At 36.2% G+C, this 15,976-nt stretch carries 16 protein-coding genes; 13 read left to right on the top strand and 3 right to left on the bottom strand.

What is annotated here, in order from left to right; all coding sequences use genetic code 11:
* Positions 1–310 precede the first annotated feature (310 nt).
* The 12 genes from F0365_RS03885 (at position 311) to tnpA (ending at position 11,371) form a co-directional block, all read left to right on the top strand.
* Positions 311–808 carry a Crp/Fnr family transcriptional regulator gene (locus tag F0365_RS03885; RefSeq protein WP_240961878.1) on the top strand — a complete coding sequence of 166 codons (498 nt, stop codon included), beginning with the start codon at positions 311–313 and terminating at the stop codon, positions 806–808.
* A 147-nt stretch (positions 809–955) separates the two neighbouring features.
* Positions 956–1,831 carry a YicC family protein gene (locus F0365_RS03880; protein WP_169932488.1) on the top strand — a complete coding sequence of 292 codons (876 nt, stop codon included), beginning with the start codon at positions 956–958 and terminating at the stop codon, positions 1,829–1,831.
* Positions 1,831–2,430 carry a guanylate kinase gene (gene gmk, locus F0365_RS03875; protein ID WP_169932487.1) on the top strand — a complete coding sequence of 200 codons (600 nt, stop codon included), beginning with the start codon at positions 1,831–1,833 and terminating at the stop codon, positions 2,428–2,430. Before F0365_RS03880 ends, gmk begins: the two co-directional genes overlap by 1 nt.
* Entirely contained in the window at positions 2,414–3,004 is a 591-nt protein-coding gene (gene nadD, locus F0365_RS03870; RefSeq protein WP_169934746.1) for a nicotinate (nicotinamide) nucleotide adenylyltransferase, read from the top strand. The genes gmk and nadD overlap by 17 nt, the downstream gene beginning before the upstream one ends.
* 102 nt (positions 3,005–3,106) lie before the next feature.
* Positions 3,107–3,760 (top strand): metal-dependent transcriptional regulator, encoded by a 654-nt coding sequence (locus F0365_RS03865; protein WP_169932486.1) that lies wholly within the window; start codon positions 3,107–3,109, stop codon positions 3,758–3,760.
* A 16-nt stretch (positions 3,761–3,776) separates the two neighbouring features.
* Positions 3,777–6,080: a TonB-dependent receptor gene (locus tag F0365_RS03860; protein ID WP_169932485.1), complete on the top strand. Its 2,304-nt coding sequence runs from the start codon at positions 3,777–3,779 to the stop codon at positions 6,078–6,080.
* 10 nt (positions 6,081–6,090) lie between these two features.
* Positions 6,091–6,564 carry a thioredoxin family protein gene (locus F0365_RS03855; RefSeq protein ID WP_169932484.1) on the top strand — a complete coding sequence of 158 codons (474 nt, stop codon included), beginning with the start codon at positions 6,091–6,093 and terminating at the stop codon, positions 6,562–6,564.
* Between the two features lie 126 nt (positions 6,565–6,690).
* Positions 6,691–7,599 carry a metal ABC transporter solute-binding protein, Zn/Mn family gene (locus tag F0365_RS03850; protein ID WP_169932483.1) on the top strand — a complete coding sequence of 303 codons (909 nt, stop codon included), beginning with the start codon at positions 6,691–6,693 and terminating at the stop codon, positions 7,597–7,599.
* A complete protein-coding gene (locus F0365_RS03845) occupies positions 7,599–8,336 on the top strand; it encodes a metal ABC transporter ATP-binding protein (protein ID WP_169932482.1) in 738 nt (245 codons plus the stop codon). Before F0365_RS03850 ends, F0365_RS03845 begins: the two co-directional genes overlap by 1 nt.
* A gap of 263 nt (positions 8,337–8,599) precedes the next feature.
* On the top strand, positions 8,600–9,712 hold the full coding sequence (locus F0365_RS03840; protein ID WP_169934745.1) for a metal ABC transporter permease: 1,113 nt from the start codon (positions 8,600–8,602) through the stop codon (positions 9,710–9,712).
* Positions 9,709–10,866, top strand: coding sequence for a metal ABC transporter permease (locus tag F0365_RS03835; RefSeq protein ID WP_169932481.1), 1,158 nt, complete (start codon positions 9,709–9,711; stop codon positions 10,864–10,866). Before F0365_RS03840 ends, F0365_RS03835 begins: the two co-directional genes overlap by 4 nt.
* Before the next feature lie 100 nt (positions 10,867–10,966).
* Positions 10,967–11,371 carry an IS200/IS605 family transposase gene (tnpA, locus tag F0365_RS03830; RefSeq protein WP_169932480.1) on the top strand — a complete coding sequence of 135 codons (405 nt, stop codon included), beginning with the start codon at positions 10,967–10,969 and terminating at the stop codon, positions 11,369–11,371.
* A gap of 384 nt (positions 11,372–11,755) precedes the next feature.
* On the opposite strand, the gene F0365_RS03825 is transcribed toward tnpA, so the two are convergent.
* From F0365_RS03825 to F0365_RS03815, 3 genes are all read right to left on the bottom strand, one after another.
* On the bottom strand, positions 11,756–11,971 hold the full coding sequence (locus F0365_RS03825; protein ID WP_169932479.1) for a hypothetical protein: 216 nt from the start codon (positions 11,969–11,971) through the stop codon (positions 11,756–11,758).
* Between the two features lie 1,264 nt (positions 11,972–13,235).
* Positions 13,236–14,003: an enoyl-CoA hydratase/isomerase family protein gene (locus tag F0365_RS03820; protein WP_169932478.1), complete on the bottom strand. Its 768-nt coding sequence runs from the start codon at positions 14,001–14,003 to the stop codon at positions 13,236–13,238.
* Positions 14,004–14,293: 290 nt separating this feature from the next.
* Positions 14,294–14,827, bottom strand: coding sequence for a ComF family protein (locus F0365_RS03815; protein WP_240961873.1), 534 nt, complete (start codon positions 14,825–14,827; stop codon positions 14,294–14,296).
* A 198-nt stretch (positions 14,828–15,025) separates the two neighbouring features.
* Here F0365_RS03815 and F0365_RS03810 point away from each other — a divergent pair, with 198 nt between their 5' ends.
* The gene (locus tag F0365_RS03810) at positions 15,026–15,907 is read left to right on the top strand and encodes a hypothetical protein (protein ID WP_169932477.1); all 882 of its coding nucleotides are present in this window, start codon (positions 15,026–15,028) and stop codon (positions 15,905–15,907) included.
* Positions 15,908–15,976 lie beyond the last annotated feature (69 nt).

The following is a 15,976-nucleotide window of genomic DNA, read 5'->3' as shown; positions in this document are numbered from 1 at the left end:
CTCTTTTTTCACGTCAGGACCAACCATGTTAGATAGGAGCACTTAAGTTCTATTTTCAAAGGCTACTATTTATGAATGAAGTTGCCTTTTATGGAGGCTATATGGTGCTATATGAATCGTATATCTATGATAATAAGTGTTAAAGGCATTTGAGGTTTAAAAAATATTTGTAAGTATACTGCTTATTTGGGGTTAGATTTATGATAAATGCTTATACTTAGTTCAATAAGGCAATTTTTTGTTTAAATTTGTTTAAAAGTTCTGGGAAAAATTTATTTAGAGAAAGAGATCAGTAATTAAATTTAATCTTATGGAGTTACCATCGTTTTTACATGATTTAACAGGAGAAGGAGATAAACCATCACTAGAGTATGCTAATGAGATTTTTAGTATGCTAGAGGTTACAAAGGTGCGTAAAAAACAGGTTTTGTTACATATAGGTGATGTGGCTGATAATATTTATATTGTTAAATCAGGAATACTGAAAGGCAGTATAATGGATGAAAACGGAAAAATGCACACCGTACGATTTGTTGCAGATGGTAGTGTAATGACGGCGATGTATAGCTTTATAGATCAAAAACCTTCAGACTTACAAATAGAATGTATTGAAACAGGTGAGGTTTTATGTTTCAGACATCAAGATTTTGAATACATGAGTAAATTATATTCTGGGCTTTCTCCTGCATTTCATAAACTCATGTTGAAGCGCTATCACAACATGCTCGACGAGAAATCTCGCATGATAAGTCATGATGCTACCACTCGTTATATTAAATTTATCGAGCGTTACGCGCGCGTATTGTAGATCGACTCCCACTCAAAGAGATAGCCTCTTTTTTAGGGATCAGACAACAATCTCTAAGCAGATTACGTGGTAAAATGGATGAGATAAAGAGTTGATCAAATCTGCTAACTATTCTTAATCATTATCTTTGCACTAAAAGTGTAGAGAATGATTACTTCTATGACGGGTTACGGTAAAGCCGTCCACCAATTATCAGATAAAAAAATAACTGTTGAGATAAGAACGCTCAACAGTAAAAACCTAGATCTTAATATAAGACTCTCGTCGCTATACAGGCAGGAAGAGTTGCCTTTGAGACAACTTGTCGCAAAATCTTTATTGCGCGGTAAAGTAGACTTTTCTGTCCATATAGAACAAACAGGCGTCACAGCAAATTCTCAGTTAAATTTGGAATTGGTAGAAGACTATATGAAACAAATGGCACAACTAGAGGGAGTGCTATTTGAAAATTCCGGGCACAAAATGAAATTATTAGAAATGGCCACTCGATTTCCAGATGTCTTTTCGCAAGAAAGTACTGAGGTTCCAAAAGAGGATATTGCAGCTATTCAAAAAACTGCTGAGAAGGCCCTACTTGCCGTTCAGGAATATAGAGACGAAGAAGGTAATGTTCTTGAGTTAGAGTTCAATAAACGCATTACCAATATCAAAAAACTTCTAGAAAAAGTTATCGAAGAAGATAAGGGGAGACTTGCAGGGGTAAGAACCAGGCTGGAAAAGGCTGTGTCTGATTTAAAGGAAAAAGTAGATCAAAATAGATTTGAGCAAGAGCTTATCTATTATCTAGAAAAATATGATATCACTGAAGAAAAAGTGCGTTTAGAAAATCATTTGAATTATTTTAATGAGACTATGGCTATTCCAGAATCTCAAGGTAAAAAACTTGCTTTTATATCTCAGGAAATAGGACGTGAAGTAAATACCATAGGAAGCAAAGCAAATCACGCTAGCATGCAACAAATGGTCGTACAGATGAAGGACGAATTAGAGAAAATTAAAGAACAGCTACTTAACGTATTGTAATGGAAGTATTGCCTAAACTGATTGTTTTTAGCGCGCCTTCAGGTGCAGGAAAAACCACTTTAGTAAGACACTTATTAACTAAAGAAGAATTAAACCTAGCCTTTTCCATAAGTGCTGCCTCTAGAGAAGCACGCGAAGGTGAAGTGGAGGGAAAAGATTATTATTTCTTAGGGACTAAGGAATTCAAGAATCGTATTAGAGCAAATGAGTTCTTAGAATTTGAAGAAGTATATCAAGATCAATTTTACGGTACTTTGACAGAAGAAGTTGAAAGACTCTGGAGGCAAGGTAAAAATGTCATTTTTGATATAGACGTAGTAGGTGGATTGCGTTTGAAGAAAAAATTCCCTAATCGGACAATTTCTATTTTTGTAAAACCGCCTTCCATAAATGAGCTACAAATACGGTTAAAAAAGCGCAAGACAGAAACGGCCGAAAAGATTGCTATGCGCGTAGCAAAAGCCAGTACAGAAATGGCAACAGCACCTCAATTTGATGTCATCATTAAAAATGGCGACTTATCTGCAGCAAAAGCTTTGGCATATCAGACGGTTTATGAATTTATAAATAAAAAAGTCAGTGATAACGAAGAGAAATAACATAGGTTTATACTTCGGCACCTTTAATCCAGTGCATATAGGTCATCTTGCGATTGCAAATTATTTAGTGGAGTGCAGTAATCTAGACGAAATCTGGATGGTCGTCACACCACACAATCCTCATAAGAAGAAAAAGACGCTCTTAGATGATTACCAAAGGCTTCATATGGTACATTTAGCTACTGATAATTATGACAAAATTAAAGCTAGTAATATTGAATTCGGCCTTCCACAGCCCAATTATACCGTAAATACCCTAGCGCACCTTTCTGAAAAATATCCAGAAAAGGAATTTACCCTTATTATGGGAGCAGATAATCTGAAAAGTCTCCATAAATGGAAGAATTACGAAGTGATTTTGGAAGATTATAACATTATTGCCTACCCAAGAGTTTCAACAGGGGATATTCCTAAAGAATTTGAAAATCACACCAAGATAAAAACCATTATGGCTCCTATCATGGAAATATCTTCAACCATGATACGCAACGCCATTGCAGACGGGAAGGACCTGCGATACTTTATGCATCATCAAGTGCAGGAATACGTAGAAGAAATGCATTTCTATAAATAAACAGGTTAAAAAATAAGTTACAGTTATTTTCTTAGGTTTATTTTTTTAGACACAACTAAAAATTAGTTTACCTTTGTATAATAAATTATTTACCTTCACCAAATGCATTCGATTTCCGAAGAAAATTATATCAAAGCTATTTACCACCTTCAAGAAGGTCAAGCGCTGGTTTCTACAAATGATATTGCTGGACGTATGCATACCAAAGCATCGTCGGTTACGGATATGCTTAAAAAGCTTGCCGATAAAAACCTTGCAGAATATATTCCCTATAAAGGTGCGAGGTTAACAGAAAATGGTGTTCAATGTGCAAATCAGATTATTAGAAAACACCGTCTTTGGGAAGTTTTTCTAGTAGAGAAACTAGATTTTTCTTGGGATGAGGTTCATGAAATCGCTGAGCAATTAGAGCATATTCAGTCCCCTAAATTAACTAATGAGCTAGATAAATTTTTGAATTACCCTAAGCATGACCCACATGGAGATCCCATTCCAGATTCCAACGGTAATTATGTGAAACATACTCAAGTTGAGCTTTCTAATGTAGAGTTAGGTCAAGAGGGTATTCTATCAGGAGTGGTGAACACTTCAAGAGGTTTTTTACAATATCTAGACAAACACGAGATCAAACTAGGTTCTAAAATTAAGTTGTTAGAAATAGAAGAATTCGACGGTTCGTGCCGCATTAAGTCAGATACTCGAGAATTATATATATCAAAGCTAACAGCAGATAGTTTATTTGTTAAAATTAAATAGTAAAATGGATTTAAATATGAAGAAGATTTTTTTTATGGTGCTTTGTTTACCATTCATAATGTACAGTCAAGAAAACCAGTCTCAAAAAACACCTGAAACCTTTGTAATTGAAGGTATTGTCAAGAGTGCTCTGGAGACCGTACCCTTTGCTAATGTATACGCGCCAGAATTAAGAAAAGGAATTTCTGCCGATAAAAATGGGGTTTTTAAATTAGAAAATTTACCGAAAGGGCTTATCAAAATTAGTGTGAGTGCCGTTGGTTATAAAAGCGCTGTGGTAGAGGTGAATTTAACAGACGACAAAAATCCATATGTGCTTCAAATAAATTTAAAAGAAGACTTAGGCGCTTTAGATCAAATAGTTATTACGGGTACTCTCAAGCCAGTTAGTAAGTTAGAGAGTCCTGTGCCAGTTGAGGTGTATACTCAAAGTTTTTTTAAGAAAAACCCAACACCTTCCATTTTTGAATCTTTACAAAATGTAAACGGTGTACGGCCACAACTTAATTGTAGTGTTTGTAATACGGGAGATATACACATAAATGGTCTAGAAGGTCCTTATACCATGGTGTTGATTGATGGATTACCTATAGTAAGTGGTCTATCTACCGTATATGGTCTTACCGGTATTCCCCAAGCACTTATAGAAAGAGTGGAGATTGTAAAAGGGCCAGCATCTACATTATACGGTTCTGAAGCAGTAGGCGGAGTGATCAATGTAATAACTAAAAAACCAACAGGAGCAAATAAGCTAAGCTTTGATAATTTCACTACATCATGGGGTGAAGTAAGTACAGATGTTGGAACAGGTTATCAATTGTCAGATAAGACCTCTGGTATTTTAGGGGTTAGTTATTTTAATTATCAAAACCCCATTGATAATAACGGTGACGGATTTACAGACATGACTTTGCAGAATAGAATTTCTATTTTTAATAAAATAAACTTTGATAGAGAAGACGGTAAGGTATTCTCCATTGCAGGAAGGTATGTTTATGAAGATAGATGGGGCGGCGAGATGGATTGGACGAGTGCAGACCGTGGTGGAGATGAGGTTTATGGGGAAAGTATTTATACCAGTAGATGGGAAGCCTTTGGAAGATATGATTTGCCTACTGATGAGGATTTGAGCTTTCAATTTAGTGGGAATGGACATTCACAAGATTCATTTTATGGAACCACTTCTTATGATGCAGATCAATACATAGGATTTGGTCAGCTTACTTGGAGTAAGAAGTTAGGTTCTTCACATGATTTACTTGCAGGTGCAGCTTATAGGTATACCTATTATAACGACAATACCTTTGCGACCTCAACCGCTGATGGTTTGGGAGACCTACCATCTGTAATTCATTTACCAGGAGTATTTGTACAAGATGAAATAGCTATTACAGATCGTAAAAAGTTATTGTTAGGTGTGCGATATGATTACAATAGTATTCATGGAAATGTGTTTTCACCACGTGTAAATTACAAGTGGTCTTCTAGAGATAAATCTAACGTCCTAAGGCTAAGTGTTGGTAACGGGTTTAGAGTGGCAAATGTATTTACAGAAGATCATGCGGCACTCACTGGTGCTAGAGAAGTAGTTTTTGAAGGAGAACTAGAGCCAGAAACTTCATGGAATGCAAATGTGAATTATGTAAAAACCTTTAGAACTAAAAATAATACATTTTTTAATCTAGATGCTAGTGCATTTTATACCTATTTCACCAATAGAATACTGCCAGATTACGAGACTGATTTTAACAGGATTATCTATAGCAATCTTGATGGATTTGCTGTATCACAAGGAGTATCAATCAACGCAGATGTTGTTTTTAGAAACGGTTTAAAAATTCTTGCTGGCGCAACCTTAATGGATGTATCTATAACAGAAGATGGCGAGCGCACGAGACAACTATTAACCGAAGGATATAGTGGTGTATGGAGCATCAGTTACAAGATAAAAGCTTGGGATTTAAATATTGATTATACAGGAAACGTTTATGGACCTATGAGATTACCTCTTATAAGTGATACCGATCCTAGAGATGAATTTTCACCAGTATTTAGCGTTCAAAACATCCAGCTCTCTAAAACTTTTGGGACCCAATGGGAAGTTTATGGCGGTGTTAAAAACCTTTTGAACTTTACGCCGGCATCTAATAGTATTGCAAGAGCATTTGACCCATTTGATGAAGGTGTACAATTTGATCAAAGTGGACAGGCTGTTGCCACACCTGATAACCCAAATGCACTTACCTTTGATCCTAGTTATGTATATGCCAGTAATCAAGGAATAAGAGGTTTCTTAGGGTTTAGATACAGTATTTTTTAAAACGAAGTTTATGAAAACTGTTTTACTTATTTTATTAGTTTGGTTGCTACCATTACTTGCAGTTGCCCAAAAAGACAGTGATTTGAAAAACTACAGTTTTGAAGAGTTGGACATAGCATTGGAGCAAGAAGATAAACCAGTTATCGTTTTTTTATACACGCAGTGGTGTAAATATTGTAAAGCGATGGACGAAGATACTTTTAGCGATAAGCCACTCGTAGAATTAATAAATAAGGATTTCTATTTTGTACCGTTTGATGCAGAAAGTAAGAAAGATGTCATTTTTAGAAATGTAAAATTTAGTTTTAAAGCTACTGGACACCATACTGGAATTCATCAATTAGCTCAAGAGTTGTTAAGGCAAAGTGAAGATAAATCTTATCCTGTATTATTAATTATAAATAAAGATCTTGAGATACTTTATCAGTATTCTGGATTTTTGGATGAGGTAGAAGTGACTAAAATATTGACTCCATTTAATTAATGGTAGTTTCGGAAAAAGCTTATAACGCTTAGTTGATCTAGATATGGAATTCTAGGTTATTACAAAAAACTATGATTTTAAAATGCTCCGCTTTCGCGAAAGCGGAATTATAACAAACATATAATTATGAAAAGAATCTTATTTCTCTTAATAGCCATATTTTTAATAAGCTGCGGCGATAAAAAAGAAGAAAATGGCAAGCTGCGAGTAGTCACTACCACCACGATGATTACAGATCTCGTGGAGAATATAGGTGGCGATTTGATTGAAGTAAATGGCCTGATGGGCAGCGGTATAGATCCACATTTGTACAAAGCCAGTCAGGGCGATTTTAGAAAGTTAGATCGCGCTGATGTGATTTTTTACAATGGTTTGCACTTAGAAGGCAAGCTGGTCGAGGTTTTTGAAAAGATGAACGAACTAGCAAAAACTACGATTGCGATAAGCGATGGTGTAGAGGAGAACACACTAATAGGCAGTGAGTATTTTGCAAGCAATTACGACCCACATATATGGTTTGACTTATCTTACTGGAATGATATTACTATTTATATAACTAAAAGACTTTCAGAATTAGATCCAGAAAATGCAGCAGCTTTTGAAGTAAATCGGGATGTGTATTTAAAGAAATTGAAGGAGCTCAAAATAGGTCTTGATAAGAAGGTGGAAGAGTTGCCTAAAGAGAAAAGAATTCTCGTTACAGCTCATGATGCTTTTAATTATTACGGGAGAACTTTTGACTTTGAAGTAGTAGGTCTCCAAGGAATTTCTACAGCAACAGAAGCTGGAGTAAAAGATGTTCAGCGCATTACCCAGTTCATTATAGACAATAAAATAAAAGCTATTTTTATAGAAAGCAGTGTTCCGAGACGTACGGTAGAAGCCTTGCAAGCCGCTGTGAACGCACAAGACCATGATGTTATTATAGGCGGCGAGTTATTCAGCGATGCATTAGGAAGTGCAGGAACAGAAGAAGGAACCTATATAGGAATGTATAAGCACAACGTGAACACGATTGTAAACGCACTTAAATAATGGAACAAAAAATAGCTGTTGCAGTAGATGACCTTACCGTAGCCTATAATTACAAACCGGTGCTTTGGGATATAGACCTTTCTATTCCAGAAGGTGTATTGATGGCTATTGTAGGACCTAACGGTGCAGGAAAATCGACTTTAATCAAGGCTATTCTTGGGATTATTAGTCCGATAGCTGGATCTGTTTCTATCTATGGAAAACCTTATAAAAAACAACGGGATAAGGTGGCGTATGTACCTCAAAAAGGAAGTGTAGATTGGGATTTTCCCACGACAGCCCTAGATGTTGTGATGATGGGAACTTACGGAGCATTGGGATGGATTAAAAGACCGGGTGCTAAGCAAAAAAAACAAGCGCTAGAAGCATTAGAAAAGGTAGGGATGTTAGCCTTTAAAGGAAGGCAAATCTCACAACTTTCTGGTGGCCAGCAGCAACGTATTTTTCTCGCAAGAGCATTGGTGCAAAATGCAGCTATCTACTTTATGGATGAGCCCTTTCAAGGAGTAGACGCAACTACTGAAATTGCGATTATCAATATTTTAAAGGAATTACGTAAAGCTGGAAAAACGGTCATCGTTGTGCATCACGATTTACAAACGGTACCTGAATATTTTGATTGGGTCACTTTCTTAAATGTAAAACGCATCGCAACAGGCCCAGTAAAAGACATTTTTAATGATGATAACTTGACGAAAACCTATGGGATCAATTATAAGGTTGCGGTGCAAAAATAGAATGAACTTGAACTCAAACTCGAACTCGAATTTGAAACAGATGCCAATTCGTGCGAGAGTTGAGAACGTTTAGAAATTGAGATTTTTAAAAAGGTTTCGACTACCGCTCAACCAGACATTTTTAATAATCTCGCTTTTGCTCTGAATCAAGTTCGGCATAAACTTCTGTTTTCTTTAGAAAATATGAAGTGGAACTGATATAAATAATATAAATAAATGGAAAGCTAAACTTGATTTTAGTTTTTTTTGATTTTGAATTTAAAATGGAATTAACAGATTTCTTTACCGATTATACCTTACGCACCATAACACTGGGAACAGCTATCTTAGGGGCGATTTGTGGAATGTTGGGAAGTTTTGCGGTATTGAGAAAACAAAGTCTTCTAGGAGATGCTATTTCTCATGCAGCCTTACCTGGAATTGCGCTGGCATTTTTGTTTACGGGTCTTAAAGATTCTAACGTGTTGCTTTTAGGAGCACTTATCAGCGGATTAATAGGTACCGTTTGGATACACGGAATCGTCACTAAAACACATTTAAAAACGGATACGGCTTTGGGATTGATCTTGAGTTTGTTCTTTGGGTTTGGGGAGTTGGTATTGAGTTATTTAAAAAAACAGCCAGATGCAAATCAGGCAGGACTGGATAAATATTTGTTTGGTCAGGCAGCGACTTTAGTAGAAAGTGATGTGATGCTAATGGTCATTGTAACCGGAATTAGTCTTGCGGTTATGTTGTTGTTTTGGAAAGAATTTAAGTTGCTATTGTTTGATAAAAACTATGCGTCTACTTTGGGCTTTAACACCCGTTTTATAGATGGATTGATCAGCTTTTTTATTGTTCTTGCGATAGTGATAGGCTTACAAACGGTAGGTGTCGTATTGATGAGTGCCATGCTGCTCGCTCCTGCTGCCGCCGCAAGACAATGGACCAATAGCCTTGGTATGATGGTGCTACTAGCAGCTGTATTTGGTATGTTTTCAGGAGTTTTTGGAACAGCGATAAGTGCGTCTTATAACAACCTCTCTACAGGGCCTGTCATCGTTCTAGTCGCAGCGGTTTTTGTAGCTATTTCTTTTATTTTTTCTCCTGGTCGTGGAATTTTATTCAAACAGATTCGATTGATTAGAAATCGCAGAGACCTAGAATTAAAGAAAACATTGTATTTTATGTATGGAATTGTGGAAAAGCATGAAGATATTTCCAGACCTCATGCTATTAGAATCTTAAACGGTTTTCAAGGGTATACTAAAGGGACTTTAAGTGCTCTAGCAGATAAACATTGGATTACCATCCAGGGTCAGGACTGGTCCCTTACAGAAGAAGGTTTTGAAACAGCTCAAAACTTATATACTACTAATATTCCAGAATCATGAATTCAGAGGTAGCTATCATACTAATTGCTTGTCTTACATCAGTTGCTTGTGCGATACCAGGGGTGTTTTTGGTATTGCGTAAAATGGCATTAATTAGTGATGCGATCAGCCATTCTATTCTTCCCGGGATCGTCATTGGCTTTTTTATTACCGAAGACCTCGCTTCCCCTTGGTTGATTTTATTAGCTGCCTTTAGCGGCATTATAACCGTTGTTCTTGTAGAAGCCATTCAGAAAACAGGATTGGTAAAAGAAGATACCGCTATTGGGCTTGTTTTTCCAGCCTTGTTTAGTATTGGAGTGTTGTTGATCGCTATTTATGCAAGTGATATACATCTGGATGCAGACGCTGTTCTTGTAGGTAGGCTAGAATACGCTGCCTTTGATCAATTGATGATTGACAATGTGAGCTATGGACCCAAAAGCATGTGGACCATTTCTACTACTTTATTGATCACCTTAGCATTGCTTCTAGCTTTTTATAAAGAATTAAAACTAAGTACGTTTGATGTAGGATTATCCTCTGCTTTAGGTTTTTCTCCTGTTTTGATGCATTATGGATTGATGAGTATAGCTTCGGTAACTACCGTGGTTTCTTTTGATGCTGTAGGAGCTATTCTAGTAGTTGCTTTGATGATCGCGCCAGCTGCCACAGCATATTTGCTGACTACCGATTTAAATAAAATGATCCTACTGTCTGTACTGTTTGGAATTATGAGCGCTGTAGGTGGTTATTATTTTGCAGTATGGCTAGACGCCTCCATCAGCGGATCGATCACTACCGTTTTAGGATTGATATTTTTATTGGTCTATCTTTTTGCCCCTTCTAAAGGATTGATCGCAGTACTCTTCCGACAGAAGAGGCAGCGTATTGAAGTTTCCCTGCTGACGTTTTTACTTCACTTGAATAATCATGATAGTGAAGAAGAAAGACGAGTAGGTCATTTACAAGAACATATCAATTGGGGAAAAGTACGTTCTAAAACTGTTCTGAACCTAGCTGAAAACAACAACATGATTACCATTCAGAATCAGGCAGTGTCTCTAACTAAAAAAGGATTAGAATTCACAGAAAAAGCACTGGATTACATCATTACCAATAAGGATGAAAAAATCGAAGATATGAAAAATGATTTCTTTTTGTTTAGAGGATAGTTATAGAGATAGATAAATGGAGATGGTTCCCACAAGTTTTGATCATCACAAATGGTGGAATTAATTCCACCATTTTTGATAGATAACTTATCTTTAAAATATGTCTCGCAATAACATACATGCTTATTTTCATATTGTTTTTGGTACTAAGAATCGAGAACTATTACTTTCAGTTCATTTACAACCAGAATTATATACAATGATTTGGTATAAATGTGAAGAAATAGGTTGTGATCCAATTATGATTAATGGTATGGAAGATCATGTTCATATATTATTACATGCAAATCCGCAACTCGATATTTCAAAGATGTTGAAAGATATCAAAGGCTCAAGCTCAAGATGGCTCAATGAAAATCACAAATTTTTAGATAGTTTTAGTTGGCAGCGTGGTTATGGTTTATTTACTGTAAGTCCTAAAGACGTTAAAATGATAGCCAGATATATTCAAAATCAGAAAGAGCATCACAAAGCAGGTTCTGTAAATGTAGATTTTGAGATTTGATCATCACAAAGGGTGGAATTAATTCCACCCTTTGTGAAATATGCATACTATAAATCTAACTCAACAATTAAATTTACTATTTGATCTTCAATTATATAGGGACTTTTCATCCTAAAATAGACTCCATTTTCTATTTCATATAGCCTACTTAAGTATAACGCAAAGAAGTTAGCATTTAAGTGACCTAGATCATGAACAACTTTAAATTCCGGATAGAATTCTCTTTTTATCCCTTCATTATTGGAATGATGAACAACTAGGGCTGGTGTTCTGCTTATACTATCTCCATAAGTTTTTTTTGTCTGGATATTCATAATCGTCTAGATACCATGCTATTTTATCCATATTTACATCATCTATGGAATCCATTCTATGAAACATAGCTCATTGTTTTGCTTCGTCAGCTTGCTTCAAATCTAAATCATTACTTTCTTTTCTAATAGCCTGATCAGTATCAAATACTTCTTTAAAAAATATTTTTTTTTCTTCCTTAGTTGTAAGCTCTTTAAAATCTAAATTAGCTATAGTTTTGTCAGAATCAGATAGTCTTTGTCGACAAGCCACCATAAAAATCAAAAAGCAGAATAAGGATCGTTTCATATTATGTAGCTGTACATCACGTATCATAAAGGGTGGAATTAATTCCGCCCTTTATGATAACAAGATATACATTGTATTACTAAAACTCCGCCTTGCGTTTTTCTAAAAATGCTGTTGTTCCCTCTACTTAGTTGTAAGCTCTTTAAAATCTAAATTAGCTATAGTTTTGTCAGAATCAGATGGTCTTTGTTGACAAGCCACCATAAAAATCAAAAAGCAGAATAAGGATCGTTTCATATTATGTAGCTGTACATCACGTATCATAAAGGGTGGAATTAATTCCACCTTTTATGATAACAAGATATATATTGTATTACTAAAACCCCGCCTTGCGTTTTTCTAAAAAGGCCTTTGTTCCCTCTACTTAGTTGTAAGCTCTTTAAAATCTAAATTAGCTATAGTTTTGTCAGAATCAGATGGTCTTTGTCGACAAGAAACCATAAAAATCAAAAAGCAGAATAAGGATCGTTTCATATTATGTAGCTGTACATCACGTATCATAAAGGGTGGAATTAATTCCACCTTTTATGATAACAAGATATATATTGTATTACTAAAACCCCGCCTTGCGTTTTTCTAAAAAGGCCTTTGTTCCCTCTACTTAGTTGTAAGCTCTTTAAAATCTAAATTAGCTATAGTTTTGTCAGAATCAGATGGTCTTTGTCGACAAGAAACCATAAAAATCAAAAAGCAGAATAAGGATCGTTTCATATTATGTAGCTGTACATCACGTATCATAAAGGGTGGAATTAATTCCACCTTTTATGATAACAAGATATATATTGTATTACTAAAACTCCGCCTTGCGTTTTTCTAAAAATGCTGTTGTTCCCTCTACTTAGTTGTAAGCTCTTTAAAATCTAAATTAGCTATAGTTTTGTCAGAATCAGATAGTCTTTGTCGACAAGCCACCATAAAAATCAAAAAGCAGAATAAGGATCGTTTCATATTATGTAGCTGTACATCACGTATCATAAAGGGTGGAATTAATTCCACCTTTTATGAAAACAAGATATATATTGTATTACTAAAACTCCGCCTTGCGTTTTTCTAAAAATGCTGTTGTTCCCTCTACTTAGTTGTAAGCTCTTTAAAATCTAAATTAGCTATAGTTTTGTCAGAATCAGATAGTCTTTGTCGACAAGAAACCATAAAAATCAAAAAGCAGAATAAGGATCGTTTCATATTATGTAGCTGTACATCACGTATCATAAAGGGTGGAATTAATTCCACCTTTTATGATAACAAGATATATATTGTATTACTAAAACTCCGCCTTGCGTTTTTCTAAAAAGGCCGTTGTTCCTTCCACAAATTGATCGGTACCAAAACAAGAGCCAAAGTTATCGATCTCTACTTGATAGCCATCTGTTCCATCTATAAATCCAGCGTTTACCGCATCTATTGCTGCACTTATGGCCATTGGACTATTTCTCATGATCTTAGAGGCTAATTTTTCACAAGTTGGTATCAGCTCTTCTAGCGTTACCACATGATTCACGAGTCCGTAAGAATGTGCCGTTGCAGCATCTATCATTCCTGCGGTCATGATCATTTCCATAGCGCGACCTTTGCCCACCAGTTGCGGTAAACGTTGTGTACCACCATAACCAGGAATCACACCTAAAGAAACTTCAGGAAGTCCTAGTTTTGCATTGTCGCTTGCCACTCTAAAATGTGCTGCCATAGCAAGCTCAAGACCACCGCCTAATGCAAAACCATTAATGGCTGCAATCACCGGAGTAGAGCAATTTTCTATTGCATCAAAAAGCGATTCTTGTCCTTTTCCAGCCAGTCTTTTTCCTTCTTCTGGAGAGAAATCAGCAAATTCTGAGATGTCTGCTCCAGCTACAAATGCTTTTTCTCCACTTCCTGTTAGAATAATCACTCTGGTATCTGCATCTTCTTCGGCAGTAGATATCGCCTCGCTCAATTCCTCAATCGTCGCTTTGTTGAGTGCGTTGAGCTTATTAGGGCGGTTGATAGTGATGGTAGTGATGTTATTTTCGGTAGTAACTAGAATAGTATTCATGAATTGATTTTTGTAGTTGACACTTACAAAAATAGAGCAAAATTAATCGGCTAGCCAATAGTTGAGTTGAAACAGGATTAAAAATCATAAGTAAAGCCAAGAGGAAAGAAAATCAGAAGCTTCAAGTTATATCATCTACAGAGACTGCTTACTGGATTCCAGATAAATTTAGCACTTACATTTGGCTTTTTTTGGGAACTTTGAAGCCAAGTTTTCTGGAATGACAAATTAAAACTTCACATCGTTAATCTTTAACCGTTACTTAAATAGCTGTATTTTAAATCTCTGCTTTAAACAGATATCGCCATGGTGGCAATGGATAGTTGAATACCTGGGTTTTTGTGCAACTCTTTAGCGCAAAGTGCGAGAGTCGTCCCAGTAGTAATTACATCATCCACGAGAAGAATGTGCGTTCCTCGAGGGATTTGTTCCATGAGTTCATAAGGCGATTGGGTTTCATCACTGCGTTTTACTTGTCCCAATTGAGCTTGATTAATGGTGTTGCGGCTTTTGATGAGCACGCTTTCGCGAAAGCGAGCCCCCAGAGCAACTGCCAGTTCTTTTCCAAAACCATCTACCTGGTTATAGCCTCTTTTTGCACGTCGTTTAGGATGAACGGGCACAGGAATTACCAAGTCGATGTCTTGAAAAGCAGGATCGTTTTGAAGTGCCGCAGCTAGCCATTTACCTAAAAAGGGGCTGACTTCTTCCCGGCCTTGGTATTTTAATTGATGGATCAATTGCTGTACGACACCTATTTTTTCATAATAAAACAAGCTGGTGGCCGTTTGTACATCAGCGCGAGCAAAGAAGAGTTCTTTCACTTTATCGTCTTTTTCCAAATGATTAAGAGCTATGGGGATTTCAGACCTGCAAACAGTGCATATCACTTGCTCTCCTGTTGTTAAGCTACGAGTGCAACCCATGCAAACTACAGGAAAGAATAAGTTAATAAAGTCAGAAAACCACGTCAGAACAAATTATTTTTTAGATTCGTACGTTATAAAGATAAACAACCCCACATGGCACAGCAAAAAGACAACCGTATTCTTAAGGTTTTATTAGGAATTTTTATTCTATCTCTTTTAGGATTAGGAGTGTGGTCGTACAACACTTACAAAGAAAACGAAGGTATTAAGATCGCATTAAACGATGAGAAAGCACAGATTCAAGAGGAATTGGACAACATCTCATCAGAATACAGCATCGAGATTGAAAAAGGAAATGCACTAAGTGCCGACCTTACCGATGCGAGGGATCGCATTACACGATTGGTTGATAGTGTAAGTAAATTAAAAACTGATGTCAAAGTACTTTCTTTATTACGCAAGGAACTGAGCAATATTAAAAGAGACCGCGATTTACTTCAAGACCGTATCAATACCCTAGAAGTAGTGAATCAAAACCTTGCTTTAGAAAATGAAAACACCTTAGCGGCTTTAAACACCGAGATCCTTAAAGGTCAAGATCAAAATTCGACTATTGCTAATTTGAATTCGAACATGGCTCGAGCATCGGCATTGATTCCTGTTAATTTCACTCCGGTAGGGGTTATTCTTAGAAGTTCTGGTAAGCAAATAGAAAATGACCGCGCACGTCGTGTGGACGACATCAAAGTTTGTTTTACGCTTCCAGAAAATCCAATAGCTACTATGGGTGTGACTACCTATTATCTTCAGGTGATCAATCCAGACAACAATGTGTTGGGAGAAAATAAAACGAAAGAGTTTGATGGGCAAAAGTTGACCTATTCCAAAGTCATCCAGTTCAATTATAAAGGAAAAGAATTAGATCTCTGCGAACTCGTTAATGCAAATGAGGATGCCATCATTAAAGGTCGTTATAGAATCAATTTATATAATGGACCTATACGCGTGAGCAGTAATGAGATGACATTGAGATAGTTTTTCAATATTATAATTTTAAAGCACGCTTTTAAGCGTGCTTTTTTGTTGCTTTAAAAAAGGAGGGCT

The sequence above is a fragment of the Nonlabens sp. Ci31 genome, assembly GCF_012974865.1.
GTDB lineage: Bacteria > Bacteroidota > Bacteroidia > Flavobacteriales > Flavobacteriaceae > Nonlabens.
This window is presented reverse-complemented; position numbering and strand designations above follow the sequence as displayed.